14 protein-coding genes are annotated in these 16,497 nt (G+C 70.4%); 3 read left to right on the top strand and 11 right to left on the bottom strand.

What is annotated here, in order from left to right; all coding sequences use genetic code 11:
* Positions 1-123: 123 nt before the first annotated feature.
* The 3 genes from pyk to pta form a co-directional block, all read right to left on the bottom strand.
* Complete coding sequence (gene pyk, locus OG574_RS17850; protein WP_326774048.1) at positions 124-1,554, bottom strand: pyruvate kinase; 1,431 nt, start codon at positions 1,552-1,554, stop codon at positions 124-126.
* Between the two features lie 74 nt (positions 1,555-1,628).
* Positions 1,629-2,909, bottom strand: coding sequence for an acetate kinase (locus OG574_RS17845; RefSeq protein ID WP_442816829.1), 1,281 nt, complete (start codon positions 2,907-2,909; stop codon positions 1,629-1,631).
* A 23-nt stretch (positions 2,910-2,932) separates the two neighbouring features.
* Positions 2,933-5,008: a phosphate acetyltransferase gene (pta, locus tag OG574_RS17840; protein ID WP_326774047.1), complete on the bottom strand. Its 2,076-nt coding sequence runs from the start codon at positions 5,006-5,008 to the stop codon at positions 2,933-2,935.
* 284 nt (positions 5,009-5,292) lie between these two features.
* Here pta and OG574_RS17835 point away from each other — a divergent pair, with 284 nt between their 5' ends.
* Positions 5,293-6,318 (top strand): ATP-dependent 6-phosphofructokinase, encoded by a 1,026-nt coding sequence (locus OG574_RS17835; RefSeq protein WP_100595810.1) that lies wholly within the window; start codon positions 5,293-5,295, stop codon positions 6,316-6,318.
* 15 nt (positions 6,319-6,333) lie between these two features.
* On the opposite strand, the gene OG574_RS17830 is transcribed toward OG574_RS17835, so the two are convergent.
* On the bottom strand, positions 6,334-7,029 hold the full coding sequence (locus OG574_RS17830; protein WP_442816828.1) for a helix-turn-helix domain-containing protein: 696 nt from the start codon (positions 7,027-7,029) through the stop codon (positions 6,334-6,336).
* 129 nt (positions 7,030-7,158) lie between these two features.
* On the opposite strand from OG574_RS17830, the gene OG574_RS17825 reads away from it, so the two are divergent.
* Positions 7,159-7,785, top strand: coding sequence for a GntR family transcriptional regulator (locus OG574_RS17825; protein ID WP_326774045.1), 627 nt, complete (start codon positions 7,159-7,161; stop codon positions 7,783-7,785).
* A gap of 25 nt (positions 7,786-7,810) precedes the next feature.
* Here OG574_RS17825 and OG574_RS17820 read toward each other — a convergent pair whose 3' ends face one another.
* Positions 7,811-8,605 carry a carbon-nitrogen hydrolase family protein gene (locus OG574_RS17820; RefSeq protein ID WP_326774044.1) on the bottom strand — a complete coding sequence of 265 codons (795 nt, stop codon included), beginning with the start codon at positions 8,603-8,605 and terminating at the stop codon, positions 7,811-7,813.
* 47 nt (positions 8,606-8,652) lie between these two features.
* A complete protein-coding gene (locus tag OG574_RS17815; protein ID WP_326774043.1) occupies positions 8,653-10,008 on the bottom strand; it encodes an MFS transporter in 1,356 nt (451 codons plus the stop codon).
* Between the two features lie 135 nt (positions 10,009-10,143).
* Between OG574_RS17815 and OG574_RS17810 the strand changes: the two genes are divergently transcribed.
* Positions 10,144-10,830, top strand: a complete 687-nt coding sequence (locus OG574_RS17810; protein ID WP_326774042.1) for a DUF2848 domain-containing protein — start codon at positions 10,144-10,146, stop codon at positions 10,828-10,830.
* 52 nt (positions 10,831-10,882) lie between these two features.
* Here OG574_RS17810 and OG574_RS17805 read toward each other — a convergent pair whose 3' ends face one another.
* The 5 genes from OG574_RS17805 to OG574_RS17785 all read right to left on the bottom strand — a co-directional run bounded on the left by OG574_RS17805 (position 10,883) and on the right by OG574_RS17785 (position 16,487).
* Positions 10,883-11,713 carry a carbohydrate ABC transporter permease gene (locus OG574_RS17805; RefSeq protein ID WP_100595805.1) on the bottom strand — a complete coding sequence of 277 codons (831 nt, stop codon included), beginning with the start codon at positions 11,711-11,713 and terminating at the stop codon, positions 10,883-10,885.
* A complete protein-coding gene (locus OG574_RS17800) occupies positions 11,714-12,619 on the bottom strand; it encodes a carbohydrate ABC transporter permease (protein WP_398375286.1) in 906 nt (301 codons plus the stop codon). It abuts the gene before it with no gap.
* A 47-nt stretch (positions 12,620-12,666) separates the two neighbouring features.
* Positions 12,667-14,040, bottom strand: coding sequence for an extracellular solute-binding protein (locus OG574_RS17795; RefSeq protein WP_326774041.1), 1,374 nt, complete (start codon positions 14,038-14,040; stop codon positions 12,667-12,669).
* Positions 14,041-14,160: 120 nt separating this feature from the next.
* Positions 14,161-14,859, bottom strand: coding sequence for a response regulator (locus OG574_RS17790; RefSeq protein ID WP_326774040.1), 699 nt, complete (start codon positions 14,857-14,859; stop codon positions 14,161-14,163).
* Complete coding sequence (locus OG574_RS17785) at positions 14,856-16,487, bottom strand: sensor histidine kinase (protein ID WP_326774039.1); 1,632 nt, start codon at positions 16,485-16,487, stop codon at positions 14,856-14,858. Before OG574_RS17785 ends, OG574_RS17790 begins: the two co-directional genes overlap by 4 nt.
* Positions 16,488-16,497: the final 10 nt, after the last annotated feature.

Below are 16,497 nucleotides of genomic sequence, written 5' to 3'. Positions count from 1 at the left end.
CGGCCGAGCCTGCCGACCCGCGCACCCACGGACCAGTCCGGGAGCCGCACACCACTGAGGGCGCCACCTGATTCAGGTGGCGCCCTCAGTGTGTCGTACGGGGCTGATGAGCCTGGCGAGGCGTCAGTCGCGCTCTCCGCCGCCCAGGTGGTGCACCCGGACCATGTTGGTGGTGCCGGGGACGCCGGGGGGCGAACCGGCCGTGATGATGACGGTGTCGCCGTCGTTGAAGCGGTTCAGCTTCACCATCTCGGCGTCGACCAGGTCGACCATCGCGTCGGTGTTGTCGACGTACGGCACGATGTGCGACTCGACGCCCCAGCTCAGCGTCAGCTGGTTGCGGGTGCCCTCGTCCGTGGTGAAGGCCAGGATCGGCTGGGCCGCACGGTAGCGGGACAGGCGGCGGGCCGTGTCGCCGGACTGGGTGAAGGCCACGAGGCCCTTGGCGCCCAGGAAGTCGGCGATCTCGCAGGCGGCGCGGGCGACCGAACCGCCCTGCGTGCGCGGCTTCTTGCCGGGCACGAGCGGCTGCAGGCCCTTGGACAGGAGCTCCCCCTCGGCCGCGACGACGATCTTCGACATCGTCTTCACGGTCTCGATCGGGTAGGCGCCCACGGAGGACTCGGCGGACAGCATGACCGCGTCCGCGCCGTCCAGGATCGCGTTGGCGACATCGGACGCCTCGGCGCGCGTGGGGCGGGAGTTGGTGATCATCGACTCCATCATCTGGGTCGCGACGATCACCGGCTTGGCGTTACGGCGGCACATCTCCACGAGGCGCTTCTGCACCATCGGGACCTTCTCGAGCGGGTACTCGACGGCGAGGTCGCCGCGGGCCACCATCACGGCGTCGAACGCCGCGACGACGCCCTCCATGTTGTCGACCGCCTGCGGCTTCTCCACCTTGGCGATGACGGGGACCCGGCGGCCCTCCTCGTCCATCACCTTGTGGACGTCCTGGACGTCGTCGGCATCGCGCACGAAGGACAGGGCGACCATGTCGCAGCCCATCCGCAGGGCGAAGCGCAGGTCGTCGACGTCCTTCTCGGACAGCGCGGGCACGTTCACGGCCGCGCCCGGCAGGTTGATGCCCTTGTGGTCGGAGATGACACCGCCCTCGACGACGATCGACTTCACGCGCGGCCCGTCGACCTCGATGACGCGGAGCTCGACGTTGCCGTCGTTGATGAGGATCTGGTCGCCCTTGGAGACATCGCCGGGCAGACCCTTGTAGGTCGTGCCGCAGATCGACTTGTCGCCCGGGACATCGTCGGTGGTGATGGTGAACTCGTCACCGCGCACCAGCTCGACGGGGCCTTCGGCGAAGGTCTCGAGACGGATCTTGGGGCCCTGGAGGTCCGCGAGGACGCCGACGGCGCGGCCGGTGCTCTCCGCGGCGGCCCGGACACGGTCGTACCGCCCCTGGTGCTCGGCGTGCGTGCCATGGCTGAAGTTGAAGCGGGCCACATTCATGCCGGCTTCGATCAGCGCAACGAGCTGCTCTTCGGAGTCGACGGCGGGGCCCAGCGTGCAGACGATTTTGGAACGGCGCATGGGGGCGATCCTATCGGTTTGTTTCGCTACGGAATATTCCGTCTGGTGGAATCTACAAATGGGCGGTGGTGCGCTCAGTCGTTGCGGGACGCGGAGTCGCGCACGAGGGCGTAGGTCTGCTGCGCGATCTCCAGTTCCTCGTCGGTCGGGACGACTGCGACAGCCACCCGCGCGTACTCCGGCGAGATCAGCCGCGGTTCGTCGGAACGTACGGAATTGAGCTCGCCGTCGACCGCGAGACCCAGCTCCTCCAGGCCCGCCACGGCAGCTTCGCGCACCGGCGCCGCGTTCTCGCCGACCCCCGCCGTGAACACCACCGCATCCACCCGGCCGAGCACCGCGTAGTACGCGCCTATGTACTTCTTCAGACGGTGGACGTAGATGTCGAAGGCGAGCCGCGCCTCCTCGTCGCCCTCGTCGATACGGCGGCGGATCTCCCGCATGTCGTTGTCGCCGCAGAGACCGACCAGGCCGCTCTTCTTGTTGAGCAGTACGTCGATCTCGTCGGTGGACATGTTGCCCACCCGCATCAAATGGAAGATGACGGCCGGGTCCACATCGCCCGAACGCGTCCCCATCACCAGGCCCTCCAAGGGTGTCAGGCCCATGGAGGTGTCCACGCACAGGCCGCCGCGCACCGCCGACGCCGAGGCGCCGTTGCCCAGGTGCAGGACGATGACGTTGACCTCCTCGGCGGCCTTGCCCAGGAGCTCGGCCGCCTTGCGGGACACGTACGCGTGCGAGGTGCCGTGGAAGCCGTAGCGGCGGATGCGGTGTTCGTCGGCGGTCTTCACGTCGATCGCGTAGCGCGCCGCCGACTCCGGCATGGTCGTGTGGAACGCCGTGTCGAAGACGGCGACCTGCGGCAGGTCGGGGCGCAGCGCCATCGCGGTGCGGATGCCCGTGAGGTTGGCCGGGTTGTGCAGCGGCGCGACCGGGATCAGCCGCTCGATCTCCGCGAGGACCGCGTCGTCGATGACGGTCGGCTCGGTGAAGAACATGCCGCCGTGCACCACCCGGTGGCCGATCGCGGCGAGTTCGGGGGAGTCCAGGCCCATCCCGTCACGGGCCAGCTCCGCGGCGACCGCCTTCAGGGCCGCGTCGTGGTCGGCGATCGGGCCGTTCACCTCGCGCGCCGCGCCGCCGTCCCCGGTCAGCGGCGTGTGCTTGAGGCGGGACGTCTCCTCGCCGATGCGCTCGACAAGGCCCGCGGCGAGCCGGGCGCCGCTCTCCATGTCGAGCAGCTGGTACTTCAGCGACGAGGAACCGGAGTTGAGGACGAGAACTCGGCCGGCCAGAGGGGCCGAGCGAAGCTCGTCAGGCAGGGCGGTGGTGGGCGACGGGTGGGAGGTCACAGGTGCTTACCTCTTCGTTGGGGTCAGGAGGCCGGCGTCTGGGCCTGGATCGCCGTGATGGCGACCGTGTTGACGATGTCCTGCACGAGCGCGCCGCGCGACAGGTCGTTGACCGGCTTGCGCAGGCCCTGCAGGACCGGACCGACGGCGATGGCGCCTGCCGAACGCTGCACGGCCTTGTACGTGTTGTTGCCGGTGTTCAGGTCGGGGAAGATCAGCACGCTGGCCTGGCCCGCGACCTCCGACCCGGGCAGCTTGGTCGCCGCCACCGACGGCTCGACGGCCGCGTCGTACTGGATGGGGCCCTCGATCTTCAGATCGGTGCGCCGCTCGCGCACCAGCTCCGTGGCCCGGCGCACCTTGTCGACGTCCGCGCCCGAACCCGACGTGCCCGTCGAGTACGACAGCATCGCGATCCGCGGGTCCACGCCGAACTGCTCGGCGGTGGCGGCCGCCTGGACGGCGATGTCGGCGAGCTGCTGCGCGTCCGGGTCCGGGTTCACCGCGCAGTCGCCGTACACGAGGACCTTGTCGGCGAGGCACATGAAGAAGACGGACGACACGATGTCGGCGTCCGGCTTCGTCTTGATGATCTCGAAGGCGGGGCGGATCGTCGCGGCCGTCGAGTGCACGGAACCCGACACCATGCCGTCCGCCAGGCCGCCCTGCACCATCAGCGTCCCGAAGTAGTTGACGTCCGCCACCACGTCGTACGCGAGCTCGACGGTGACGCCCTTGTGGGCGCGCAGCTGCGCGTACTCGGCGGCGAACCGGTCCCGCAGTTCGGACGTGTCCGGGTCGATGAGCTGTGTGTCGACCAGGTCGACGCCCAGGTCGGCGGCCTTCTTGCGGATCTGCTCCACGGGGCCGAGCAGCGTCAGGTCGCACACCCTGCGGCGGAGCAGGACGTCCGCCGCGCGCAGGACGCGCTCCTCGGTGCCCTCGGGCAGCACGACGCGGCGCTTGTCGGCGCGGGCCCGCTCCAGGAGCTTGTGCTCGAACATCATCGGCGTGACGCGGTCGCTGCTCGGCGCCGAGACGCGCTCCAGCAGGCCGGCGGTGTCGACCCACCGCTCGAAGAGGCCGAGCGCCGTCTCCGCCTTGCGGGGCGTCGCCGCGTTCAACTTGCCCTCCATGGAGAACAGTTCACCCGCGGTGGGGAAGGAGCCGCCCTGCACCGCCACCACCGGCGTGCCGGGCGCGAGGCGGTCGGAGAGCGTCAGGATCTCCTCGCCCGGCCGCTCGTCGAGGGTCAGCAGGACGCCCGCTATCGGCGGGGTGCCGGCGCTGTGCGCGGCGAGCGAACCCACCACGAGGTCGGCGCGGTCCCCGGGCGTCACGACGAGACAGCCCGGCGTCAGTGCCTTGATGAACGTCGGCAGCATCGCGCCGCCGAACACGAAGTCGAGCGCGTCGCGCGCGAGGCCCGCGTCGTCGCCGAGCAGCACCTCGCCGCCGAGCGCCTGCGCGATCTGCGAGACCGTCGGCGCGGACAGAGCGGGCTCGTCCGGCAGTACGTAGGTGGGCACCGGGAGATGGGCCTCGAGGCGGTCGCGTATCTCCTCGCGGTCCTGCGCCGCCACCCGGTTCACGATCATCGCGAGCACGTCGCAGCCGAGGACCTCGTACGCGCGGTACGCGTTGCGGGTCTCGGCGTGCACGGACTCCGGGGTCTGCTTGCGGCCGCCCACCACCGGGATGACGGACGCCCCGAACTCGTTGGCGAGGCGGGCGTTGACGGCCAGTTCGTCGGGGAGCTGTGTGTCGGCGAAGTCCGTGCCGAGGACCAGGACGACCTCGTAGTCGCGGGCGACCTGGTGGAAGCGGTCCACGAGGCGCGAGACCAGTTCGTCGGTGCCCTGCTCGGCCTGCACGGCCGACGCCTCGTGGTAGTCGAGGCCGTAGACCGTCGCCGGGTCCTGGGAGAGGCGGTAGCGCGCCCGCAGCAGATCGAAGAGCCGGTCGGGACCGTCGTGGACGAGCGGGCGGAAGACGCCCACCCGGTCGACCTGCCGGGTCAGGAGCTCCATGACTCCCAGCTCCACGACCTGCCGGCCGTCACCCCGGTCGATCCCGGTCACGTACACGCTGCGCGTCACGCGTGCTCTCCCTCTCGCTGGACGGGCAGCAGAGAAGGGGCCTCTGCCGCAGTGATTCGGCCGCTGAACCGGCCCCTGATGAAAGTCGTAGCCGTGCCCCCTTGACAATACCTCCGGGGGTAGCTAGGTCGCCCGCCGGACAAAGGCCCTGGTCCGGGGGCCGAAAGGCCCTGGAACGCAAGCCGCACGGGCCTCCGCGCCCGGCGCTGACCGCCATCGCCCTCACGGCCGTGAAACAATCGGAACGGCTCACAAGTCTCAACAGCGAGCAGGAGACACGCACGATGCGTATCGGAGTTCTCACCGCCGGCGGCGACTGTCCTGGCCTGAACGCAGTGATCCGGTCGGTCGTGCACCGCGCCGTGACGCACCACGGCGACGAGGTGATCGGCTTCGAGGACGGTTACGCGGGACTGCTCGACGGCCGCTACCGCACGCTCGACCTGAACGCCGTGAGCGGCATCCTCGCCCGCGGCGGCACCATCCTCGGCTCCTCCCGGCTCGAGCGCGACCGCTTCCGCGCCGCCTGCGAGAACGCCAAGGAACTCGCCACCGAGATCGGCTTCGACGTCCTCATCCCCATCGGTGGCGAGGGCACGCTGACCGCGGCCCGCATGCTCGCCGACGCGGGCCTGCCCGTCGTCGGCGTCCCGAAGACCATCGACAACGACATCTCCGCCACGGACCGCACCTTCGGCTTCGACACCGCCGTCGGCGTCGCCACGGAGGCCATGGACCGGCTGAAGACCACCGCCGAGTCCCACCAGCGCGTCATGGTCGTCGAGGTGATGGGCCGGCACGCCGGCTGGATCGCCCTGGAGTCCGGCATGGCGGGCGGCGCGCACGGCATCTGCCTGCCCGAGCGGCCCTTCGACCCGGCCGACCTGGTCAAGATGGTCGAGGAACGCTTCGCGCGCGGCAAGAAGTTCGCCGTCATCTGCGTGGCCGAGGGCGCGCACCCCGCCGAGGGCACGATGGACTACCAGACCGGCGCGATCGACCGGTTCGGCCACGAGCGCTTCCAGGGCATCGGCACGGCCCTCGCGTTCGAGCTGGAGCGGCGCCTCGGCAAGGAGGCGAAGCCGGTCATTCTCGGCCATGTCCAGCGCGGCGGCACCCCGACCGCGTACGACAGGGTCCTCGCCACGCGCTTCGGCTGGCACGCGGTCGAGGCCGCGCACCGGGGCGTCTCCGGCCGCATGACGGCGCTGCGCGGCACGGAGATCGAGATGGTCCCGCTCGCCGAGGCCGTCGCCGAACTGAAGACGGTGCCGAAGGACCGCATGGACGAGGCGGAATCCGTGTTCTAGGGGGAACGGCTTGTCCTACGACGTGTGCATCCTCGACCAGAACTCGTCGAGGATCCCGTCGAGGAACTCCCGCCCGGCCTCGCCCGACTCGCGTCCCGAACCGCCGCCCCAGCTGAGCGTCGCGGCCATCAGCGCCTGGTACTCGAGCTGCATCTCCTGGAGCACTTCCTCCAGTTGACCCTTGTGCACGGGGACCAGCTTGGCGATCGGGCGTGTGTAGGCCTGCCAGCGCGTGGTCACCGCGCTGCGCAGGAGATCCGCCAGCTGGTCATTGCGGCCGGTGACGGTCGCGAAGTCGGGCGGCGTCAGACCGAGCACCTCGGCGAGGGTGGCCGACTGGCGCTCGTTGCCGTGCCACTCGCCGGTCTCCTCCATCCGCAGATACGAGTGGATCTCCACCCCCACCGTGCGCGCCACGTCCTCCGGCGCCATGCCGCGGGCCATCCGGTGCTCGCGCAGCGTCCGCGCCGCGCCGATGAGATCTCCCGGCGAACACCACAGGGCGCCCGCGAGAGCGGTGATTTCCACCGCCGTCGGCGAGGCGAGACCGCGCTCCCAGGCGATGATCGTGTCGGGCGTGACCTGATGCTGGCCGTACGAGGCACGCATGCCGTAAGCGACATGCCCGGGCGCCATGCCCAGGGCCTCGCGGAGGCGTCGGGCGGCGGGAGCGTTGAACGGCGGGGCGGAGTCGCTTGGGTGCACGGGCACACGGTAGGGGCGGGTGAGGCCGGGGGCTACGGTCTGTTCGCACTGCGTTACTTGTCGTAGGAAGCTACGGGGACGGGACTCCCGGTAACCAGATCCGTATACTCCTTGTATGCAACCCTGGGGGCAGTCGTGACGTCGGGACGGGACAAGGCCTACGCGTTTCTCAAGGAGAACGTGCTCGCCGACCCGGACAGGCAAGGGGAGTTCCTCTCCGAGCAGGAGCTCGCCGACCGTATCGGCGTCTCCCGCACCCCGATCCGCGAGGCGCTCCTGCTGCTCGCCGCCGAGGACCTCGTGCGGCTGGTCCCCAAGCGCGGGGCGCAGGTCGTGCCGCTGTCGGGGCGGGAGATCACCGAGCTGATGGAGCTGCGCGGCATCGTCGAGCGGTACTCGGCGGAGCGGGTCATCGCCGAGGGCAAGGCCCCGGTGTCCGAGCTGACCGCACTGCTCGGACGCCAGCGCACGCTCAGCGGGGCCGAGCACGCCAAGGAGTTCATCGCGGTGGACCACCTCTTCCACGCGACGATCGTGGCGGCCGCGGGCAACGCCCTGCTCGACCGCCACTACGACGGGCTCCGCAGCCGCCAGATCCGGGCCGGAGTGGTGGCGCTGTTCAACCAGCACGGCCGGCAGGAGTCCGTCCTCCACGAGCACGGGGCGATCCTCGACGCGATCGCCGCAGGCGACCGGCAGGCCGCGTGCACCGCGATCGACAGCCACCTGGAGTCGACGCTCAAGGTGCTGCTCGCGGGTTAGGGCGTGCCGGTGGCCCGCCCGCCCGTTACAGGCTCCTGCGGTTGGCCAGTACCGGGATGGAGCGGCGGACCGAGGTGACCTCGTCGAGGTCCAGGTCCGCGATGAGCAGCCCCGGGCCCTCTTCGAGGTGCTTCCGTACGGTTCCGTCGGGGCCGACGACGGCGCTGTGGCCGATGCCGGTGGGGGCGTTCGACGCGGCGGGGACGCCGGACGCCGCCGGGTCCGCCTGGTCCACGGCGGCGAGCCAGAGCGTGGCGTCGAGCGCGCGGGCGCGGATCAGCAGCTCCCACTGCTCACGCTTGCCGGGACCCGCGCCCCACGAGGCGGGCAGGACGGAAACGACCGCGCCCGCGTCGGCTTGGGCCCTGAACAGCTCGGGGAAGCGGACGTCGTAGCAGGTCGCGAGCCCGAAGCGGGTGCCGTCGACCTCGAAGGTGACGACCTCGGACCCGGGCGCCACCGTGTCGGACTCGGCGAAGCCGAAGGCGTCGTAGAGGTGGATCTTGTCGTAGGCCGCCTCGACGCCGGGGCCGGTGGCGAGCAGGGTGTTGGCCACCTTTCCGTCCGGGGCGGGGGTGAACATGCCCGCGACCACGACGAGTCCGGCCTCCTTGGCGATCTGGCGGACCGCCGTGGCCCAGGGGCCGTCGAGCGGTTCGGCCAGCGGCGCCAGCGGGGTCCCGAAGCAGGCCATCGCGGCTTCCGGGAAGACGACTACGCGGGCGCCCGCGTCCGCCGCGAGACGGGCCTGTTCGCGCAGGAGCGCGAGGTTCTCCTCGGGGCGGGGGCCGGTGGTGATCTGGCTCAGCGCGATACGCATGAGACGTTCCTCCTCGGGTGGGGGTTCGGGAATGCGTGGTCTGGGGTTCAGGACGCCGTGGACGCGGCGGGGGAGCGGGCCGGCTCGCCGCTCAGCAGCTCCTCGTCGCTCCGGTCGCCGTCGCGGCCGAGGCACAGTCCGGCGATGGTGACGATCGCGGTGCCCGCGACGTAGAGGGCCAGCGGGATCCACGAGTCGTACGCGTCGAGCAGCGCCGTGAACAGCAGGGGCGCGACGGCGCCGCCGATGACACCGGCCAGCGTGTACGCGAGCGAGGAGCCGGTGTAGCGCAGCCGCGGGGAGAACTGTTCGGCGATGAAGGCCGCCTGCGGCCCGTACATCGCGGAGTGGAAGACCAGGGCCACCACGACGCCGAGGGCGAGCAGCGGCCAGCTCCCGCCGCCGATCATCGGGAAGAACAGGAACGGCCACACGCCGGCGGCCGCGGCCGAGACCCCGTACAGGACGCGGCGGTTGACGCGGTCGGACAGGGCGCCGGCCAGCGGGATCAGGAAGACCTGGAGGGAGGAGCCGATGAGGACGGCGGCCAGGGCGGAGCCGCGGGACATGCCGAGTTCGCCGGTCGCGTAGGTCAGGACGAAGACGGTGAACAGCGCGTACAGGACGTCCGGGGCCACGCGGCTGAGGATCGCGGCCGCCAGGGCGCGCGGGTGCGTCGTGAAGACCTCGCGGATCGGGGCCTCGGGGCGCTTCTGCTCGGCCTCCATCGCCTTGAAGACCGGGGTTTCCTCGAGCTTCGCGCGGATCCACAGGCCGAAGAGGACGAGCACACCGGAGAGCAGGAACGCCACGCGCCAGCCCCAGGACGTGAACTGAGTCTCCGTCAGGAGGCCGCCGAGGGCCGCGAGTACGCCGTTGGCGAGGAGGTTGCCGACCGGCGGGCCGATCTGTGCGGCCGAGGCGTAGAAGCCGCGCCGGCGCGGATCGCCGAACTCGCTGGACAGCAGCACCGCGCCGCCCCACTCACCGCCGACGCCGACGCCCTGGGCGAAGCGGAGTATCACGAGGGTGATCGGCGCGGCCACGCCGATCGTGGCGTAGGACGGAAGCAGGCCGATCGCGAGGGTCGCGGCCCCGATCAGGACGAGTGTCGCGATCAGGACCTTCTTGCGGCCGAGCTTGTCGCCGAGGCGGCCGAAGACGAAACCGCCGAGCGGGCGCGACACGTAGCCGACGGCGTACGTCGAGAACGCGAGGAGGGTGCCGGTGGCGGGGTCCTTCGAGGGGAAGAAGACATCGCCGAAGACCAGCGCCGCCGCCACGGAGTAGATGGCGAAGTCGTACCACTCCAGTGCGGTGCCGGTCAGGCTGGCGAAGAAGGCGCGGCGGACCGCGGACCCGCCGATCGGGGTCTTTTCCGTGCTCGTGCTGGTGTGGTTCACGACGTCCGTCCCTGAGGTTCCTTGGGTGAGGTTAGCTGTCGACCTTCCGGCATACTTCTTGTATACAGGTCGTATGCGCAAGCCTTCCGCGCAAAGTTAACCTCCCTGATATCGCGAACGATGTGGAGAAACCCCATGGCGCTGCTGACCTTCGAACTGCCCGACGGCACCACCCGCGAGGTCGATGTCGTGCAGGTGCTCAACGCCGGGTACGCCGGACGCAGCCAGGACGACGTGGCCGCCCACGTGGCGGAACTCGCCGAGCTGGGGGTGCCGGCACCCTCCGTGACCCCCGCGCTCTACCCCGTCTCCCCCTACCTCGCCCAGCACACCGAGCAGGTCCGCGTCCAGCACGGCCGCACCTCGGGCGAGGCCGAGTGGGCGCTGGTCGTCGACCGGGACGGCGACCTGCTCCTGACGGCCGCCTGCGACCACACCGACCGCGAGCTGGAGGTGCACGGCGTGGCATGGAGCAAGAACGCGAGCCCCGACGTCCTCGCCCGCCGCGCCTGGCGCCTCGCCGACGTGCAGGAGCGCCTCGACGACCTGACCCTGCGCGCCTGGGTGACCCACGACGGCCAGGAGACCCTCATCCAGGACGGCACCCTGGCCGAGCTGCTCACGCCCGCCTACTGGGCGGACGTCCTCCGGGAGCGCGGCGACCTGGTGCCCGGCACGGTCCTGATCTCGGGCACCATCCCGATGGCCGAGGGCGTCGACCAGTTCGCCCCCCACTGGCGCGTGGAACTGACCGACCCGGCCACGGGCAATGCGATCGACCTGGCGTACGACGTGGTGAGGATGCCGGTCCCGATCGGCTGAGCGGGCGGCCGGTTCGCCGGTTGATCAATGCTGTGCGCGAGGGTGCGGCCGTTCAGCCCTTGACCGCACCCCCCAGCGCGAACCCCCCGCCGAAGCGCCGGGCCACCAGGACGTACAGCAGGATCACCGGCGTCGAGTAGATGATCGAGAAGGCTGCGAGCTGGCCGTAGACCACTGTGCCCCGGTTGCCGAAGAAGTCGTTGATGCTGACCGAGGCCGGCATTTGTTCGGGGGTGAGCAGGAGCATGAAGGGGACGAAGAAGTTGCCCCACATCATGACGAACGAGAAGACCGTGACCACCGCTACTCCCGGGCCCATCAGGGGCAGCACTATGCGGATCAGGGACTGGAACGAGGACGCTCCGTCGGTCCAGGCAGCTTCCTCCAGTTCCTTCGGGACGCCGTCCATGAAGTTCTTCATCAGCCAGATGGCGAACGGGAGTTGGGACGCCGCGAAGAAGAAGATCGTGCCCTGCATGGTGTCGATCAGGTTGACCTGCACGAAGAGCGCGTAGACCGGGACCATGATCGCCGTGATGGGCAGGCACGTCGCGAACAGGACCGTCGCCAGGAACGGGTTGTTGAAGCGGGAGCGGTAGCGGGACAGCGGGTACGCCGCGAGCGCCGCGCTCGCCACCGTCAGCAGGGTCGCGCCGCCGCACAGCAGAAGGCTGTTGAGGAGCGGCGTGAACGTGATGTCAGGGGTGAGGACCGCGTCGAAGTTGTCCAGGGTGACCCCGTCCGGGATCTTCACCTGGAGGTTCGCGTGCGGGTCGAGCGCGGAGAGGACCACCCACGCCAGCGGCAGGACGAACGCCGCGGCGACGACCAGGAGTCCGGCGTCGGCCGCGAGGCGGTGGCGGACGGTGCGGGGTGAGGACACTCAGGCCTCCGAGCGCAGCAGGCGCATATAGACCAGCGAGAACAGCGAGCCGACGACCAGGAGGAGCAGGGCGACCGCCGTGCCGTAGCCGATCATGCTCTTCTGGAAGGCCTGCTCGTACATGAACAGGGGCAGGGTCTGGCTGCGGTTTCCGGGGCCGCCCCGCGTCATCACCCAGATCAGGCCGAACACGGACAGCGTCTGCAGGGTGTTCAGCATGAGGTTCGTGCCGATGGAGCGGCGGATCATCGGCAGCGTGATGTGCCACATGCGGCGCCAGCCGCCCGCGCCGTCCATCTCCGCGGCCTCGGTGATCTCCTTGGGTATCTCGCCGAGCGCCGCCGAGTAGACCAGCATGGAGAACGCCGTCCCGCGCCACACGTTCGCGAAGGACACCGCCAGGATCGGCAGCGTGAACAGCCAGTTCTGGGTGGGGAGATGGAGCCAGTCCAGGATTGCGTTCAGCGTGCCCTCGCGGCGGAAGAACGCGTAGAGGAGGAAGCCGGCGACGACCTCCGGCAGGACCCACGCGCAGACCACGACCGCGCCCGTCACCGTGCGGACCGTCTTCGACGCGCGCTGCATGAGCGCGGCCAGGGCGAGCCCCAGCGTGTTCTGGCCGATGAGCGAGGACAGGACCGTGAAGACGAGCGTGAGCCAGACCGCGTTCAGGAACGCGTCGTCCCTGAACGCGGCCGTGAAGTTGTCGAAGCCCACGAAGGAGGAGTGGGCCTGGCCCGTCAGCTGCAGGTCCGTGAAGGCGATGTACGCGCAGTACGCGATCGGGCCGGCCAGGAAGAGCAGCAGCAGGACCAGGGAAGGGGCCAGGGGCAGGGCGCGTGTCAGGGGGCGCCGTACACCGCCCCGCCCCGGCTTCACCTGGTGATCACCCCGTGAAGGGGGCAGGGGCAGGGGCTGTGTCACGGGGCGGCGGACACCGCTCGGCCCCACCTTCACTTGGTGATCACCTTGCCGTCCGTCGCCGTCTTCAGCTGCTCGTCATACGTGCTCGCCGCCTTCTCGACCGAGCTGTCGCCCGTCGTGACCGACTCCATCGCCTCCTGGATCGCCGTGGAGACCTTCGGGTACGCGGGGTATGCGGGCCGGTAGTGGGTCGAGGCCACCAGGTCCGTGAAGAACTTGATGCCGGGCTGCGCCTTCACGTACGCCGGGTCGGCCGCGACGTCCTTGCGGACCGCGATGCCCGAGTTGGCGATGTACCACTTCTGGGCGTTGGCCTTGGTCTGCATCGTCTTGATGAACTCGAAGGCCAGGTCGGGGTTGGACGCCTTCGACGGGATCGACCAGGTCCAGCCGCCCGACATGCTGACCTTGCCCGGCGCCTGGCCGTTCTGCGTCGGCATGTGCGCGAGGCCCAGCTTCTGCGACCACTCGGGCCACTCGTGGCCGCTGCCCTTCAGCCAGTCCTGCGGGAGCCAGGAGCCGTCGAGGTTGATCGCCAGCTTGCTCTTGGGTAGCAGCTCGCCGCGGACCCGGGTGCCGATGTTCGGGTCGAGGGCGTCGGAGACGTCGGGGCCGAGTTTCTCGCCGTAGACCGTCTTCACGAAGTTCAGCGCGTCCTTGAACGGCTTGCCCGCGGTGATCCACTTGTTGGACGACCTGTCGTACAGCGGGTCCGTGGTGCCCGGCCCGGTGCCCGTCCCGTACAGGAGCATCTCGAAGCCCTGCATCGCCGACTGCTCGCCGCCGGGCTTGCCCGTGTAGACGTTGAGCGGGGTGACGGAGGGGACCTTCTTCTTGATCGTGCGGGCCGTGTCGAGGACCTCGTCCCAACTCTTCGGCTGCCAGGGCGTCTTGATGCCGGCCTTCGCGAAGATGCCCTTGTCGTACCAGAGTCCGCGGGTGTCCGTGCCGTCCGGGACGCCGTACGTCTTGCCGTCCTGGGCCTTGGCCGCGTTCTTCGCCGTGTCGATGAACTGGTTCCAGTCGGGCCACTTGGCGAGATAGGAGTCGAGGGGCTTGAGATAGCCGCTGGTGATGTCCGAGTTGATGAGGAACGTGTCCTCGTAGACCAGGTCGGGTGCCGTCTTCGGGGAGCGCAGCATCTGCTGGAGCTTGGTGTAGTACTCGGAGTCCGGCGCCTTGATCGGCACCAGCTTCACCTTCTTGCCCGGATGATCCTTCTCGAACTGCGTCTTCATCGACGCCAGGTACTTGTCCATGACACGTATCTGATTGTCGGTCGACTGCTTGAAGGAGATCCTGACGGTGTCCGGGTCGTCCCCGGAGCCGCTGCTACAGGCCGTCAGGCCGGTCGCGGCGATGAGCAGAGTGGCGCTGAGGAGCACTGGAGCGGTGGGGCGCACGGGCACGACCTCCTACGGGCCGCCGCCGGCCGGCTTGCCGAGCGGGGCTGCCCGGTGAACGTACGGGCGGGATCGGACCAAGGTCAATCCCCGTGCAGGAGTGGGCGGTTGACCAATGGTCTAGACCGTCGTGAGCCAGCGGTAGTGCAGCTCAGGTCGGCCCACCTGGCCGTACTGGGGGCTGCGCGCGGCGCGGCCCGACTCGACGAGATGCTCCAGGTAGCGGCGGGCCGTGATGCGTGAGATGCCCACGGACTCGGCGGCCGCCGCGGCGGTCAGACCCTCGGGAGCGGCGCGCAGCGTTCGCGTGACGCGCTCCAGGGTCGGTGCGCTCAGCCCCTTGGGCAGGGCGGCCGGACTCGGTGCGCGCAGCGTGGCCAGGGCGCGGTCGACCTCGTCCTGGCCGCCCGCCTCGCCAGCCGCCGCCCGGAACTCCGCGTAGCGCACGAGGCGGTCGCGCAGCGTCGGGAACGTGAAGGGCTTCAGTACGTACTGCACCACGCCGAGCGAGACCCCTTCGCGGACCACCGTGAGATCGCGGGCCGAGGTCACCGCGATCACGTCCGTGTGATGGCCGGCCGCCCGCAGCGAGCGCGCCAGCTGGAGACCGTGGCCGTCGGGAAGGTGCAGGTCGAGAAGGAGCAGGTCGACCTGGGTGCGCTCAAGCGCCCGGTGGGCCTCGGCGGCCGTGTGCGCCTTGCCGATCGCGGTGAAGCCGGGGACCCGGTTCACGTACAGGACGTGAGCGTCGGCGGCGACCGGGTCGTCCTCGACGATCAGTACTCGGATGGTGCCGCTGGTGGGGTCGGGATCTGTCACGCGGTGCCTCCCGTGGGCGTGGTCGCGCTCGTGCGCTGGAGGGGCAGGACGACAGTGAACTGTGCGCCGCCCGTGGGGGACTCGGCCAGGGTCAGGGTGCCGGAGTTACGGGCGACGGACTGCTGGACGAGCGCGAGACCGAGGCCGCGCCCGCCGGGACCGGCCGGCTTGGTGGTCCAGCCCCGCTCGAAGACCGCGTCCGCGTGGCCGTCGGCGACACCCGGGCCCGTGTCCGTGACCCGCAGCAGCAGGGTGTCGTCCTGCGCGCGGGCCGTGACCGTCACCTTCGCGTGCGGGGAGCCCTGGGCGGCGTCGACCGCGTTGTCCAGCAGGTTGCCGAGAATCGTCACCAGGTCGCGGGCCGGCAGGCTGGGCGGCACCAGGCCGTCGTCGATGCGGCTGTCCCCGGAGATCTCCAGCTCCACGCCGTGCTCGTTGGCCTGCGCCGTCTTGCCGAGCAGGAGTGCGGCGAGCACCGGCTCGCTCACGGCGGCGACGACCTGGTCGGTGAGGGTCTGCGCCAGCTCCAGTTCCGCCGTCGCGAAGTCGACCGCCTCGCCGGCCCGGTCCAGCTCGATCAGCGAGACGACGGTGTGGAGCCGGTTCGCGGCCTCGTGGGCCTGCGAGCGCAGCGCCTGTGTGAAGCCCCGCTCGGAGTCCAGCTCGCCCATGACCGCCTGGAGTTCGGTGTGGTCGCGCAGGGTCACCACGGTGCCGCGCCGGTCGCCGCTGGAGACGGGGGAGGTGTTGACGACGACCACGCGGTCGGTGGTCAGGTGCACCTCGTCGACGCGGGGCTCCGCCGCGAGGAGCGCGCCCGTGAGCGGGGTGGGCAGGCCCAGCTCCGCGACATTGCGCCCGACCGTCTCGTCGCCGACGCCGAGCAGCTCGCGCGCCCCGTCGTTGATGAGCGCGATCCTGCGCTGTCCGTCGAGCATCACCAGACCCTCGCGCACCGCGTGCAGGGCCGCCTGGTGATAGGCGTGCATGCGGCTCAGCTCGGTCGCGTTCATGCCGTGGGTGTGCCGCCGCAGCCGGGCGTTGATGACGTACGTGCCGATGCCGCCGAGGACGAGAGCGCCGGCCGCGACGCCGGCCACCGCCATCACCTGGCCGCGCGCCTGCGCGCTGATCTCCTCGACCGTGATGCCGGCGCTGACCAGGCCGACGATCCGCTGCCCCGACATGATCGGGGTCACCACGCGCACCGACGGGCCGAGCGTGCCCGTGTACGTCTCCGAGAAGGTCCCGCCCCGCAGGGCGGGCCCGATGTGGCCGAGGAAGCGCTCGCCGATGCGCCGCTCGTCGGGGTGCGTCCAGCGGATGCCGTGCGGATCCATGATCGTGACGAAGTCCACGCCGGTGTGGCGCTGGACGTCGCTCGCGTACGGCTGGAGCGTGCGGGTCGGGTCGCCGTCCCCCGTGATCGCCCCGCGGACGGAGGGCGCGTCCGCGACCGCGCGGGCCGCCGCCGTCGCCTGGCGTGTGGCGGCCTGCTCGGCCTGGTTGCCATCGCTGATGTACGTGAACAGCGCGCACCCCGCGACCACGACGAAGACCAGGACGACCTGCATCGCGAAGAGCTGGCCGGCCAGGCTGCGGGCGCGTGGCAGGAGGGGGAGGCGCATGGGCCCAGTC

The organism is Streptomyces sp. NBC_01445 (assembly GCF_035918235.1).
Taxonomy (GTDB): Bacteria; Actinomycetota; Actinomycetes; order Streptomycetales; family Streptomycetaceae; genus Streptomyces.
Note: the sequence above shows the minus strand (reverse complement) of the source record. Positions and strands in the feature narration are given on the sequence as shown.

Bases quoted from the DNA above. Each gene is read 5' to 3' on its own strand.
- pyk (WP_326774048.1), bottom strand. From the start codon at position 1,554: ATGCGCCGTTCCAAAATCGTCTGCACGCTGGGCCCCGCCGTCGACTCC.
- OG574_RS17835 (WP_100595810.1), top strand. From the start codon at position 5,293: ATGCGTATCGGAGTTCTCACCGCCGGCGGCGACTGTCCTGGCCTGAAC.
- OG574_RS17820 (WP_326774044.1), bottom strand. From the start codon at position 8,605: ATGCGTATCGCGCTGAGCCAGATCACCACCGGCCCCCGCCCCGAGGAG.
- OG574_RS17810 (WP_326774042.1), top strand. From the start codon at position 10,144: ATGGCGCTGCTGACCTTCGAACTGCCCGACGGCACCACCCGCGAGGTC.
- OG574_RS17785 (WP_326774039.1), bottom strand. From the start codon at position 16,487: ATGCGCCTCCCCCTCCTGCCACGCGCCCGCAGCCTGGCCGGCCAGCTC.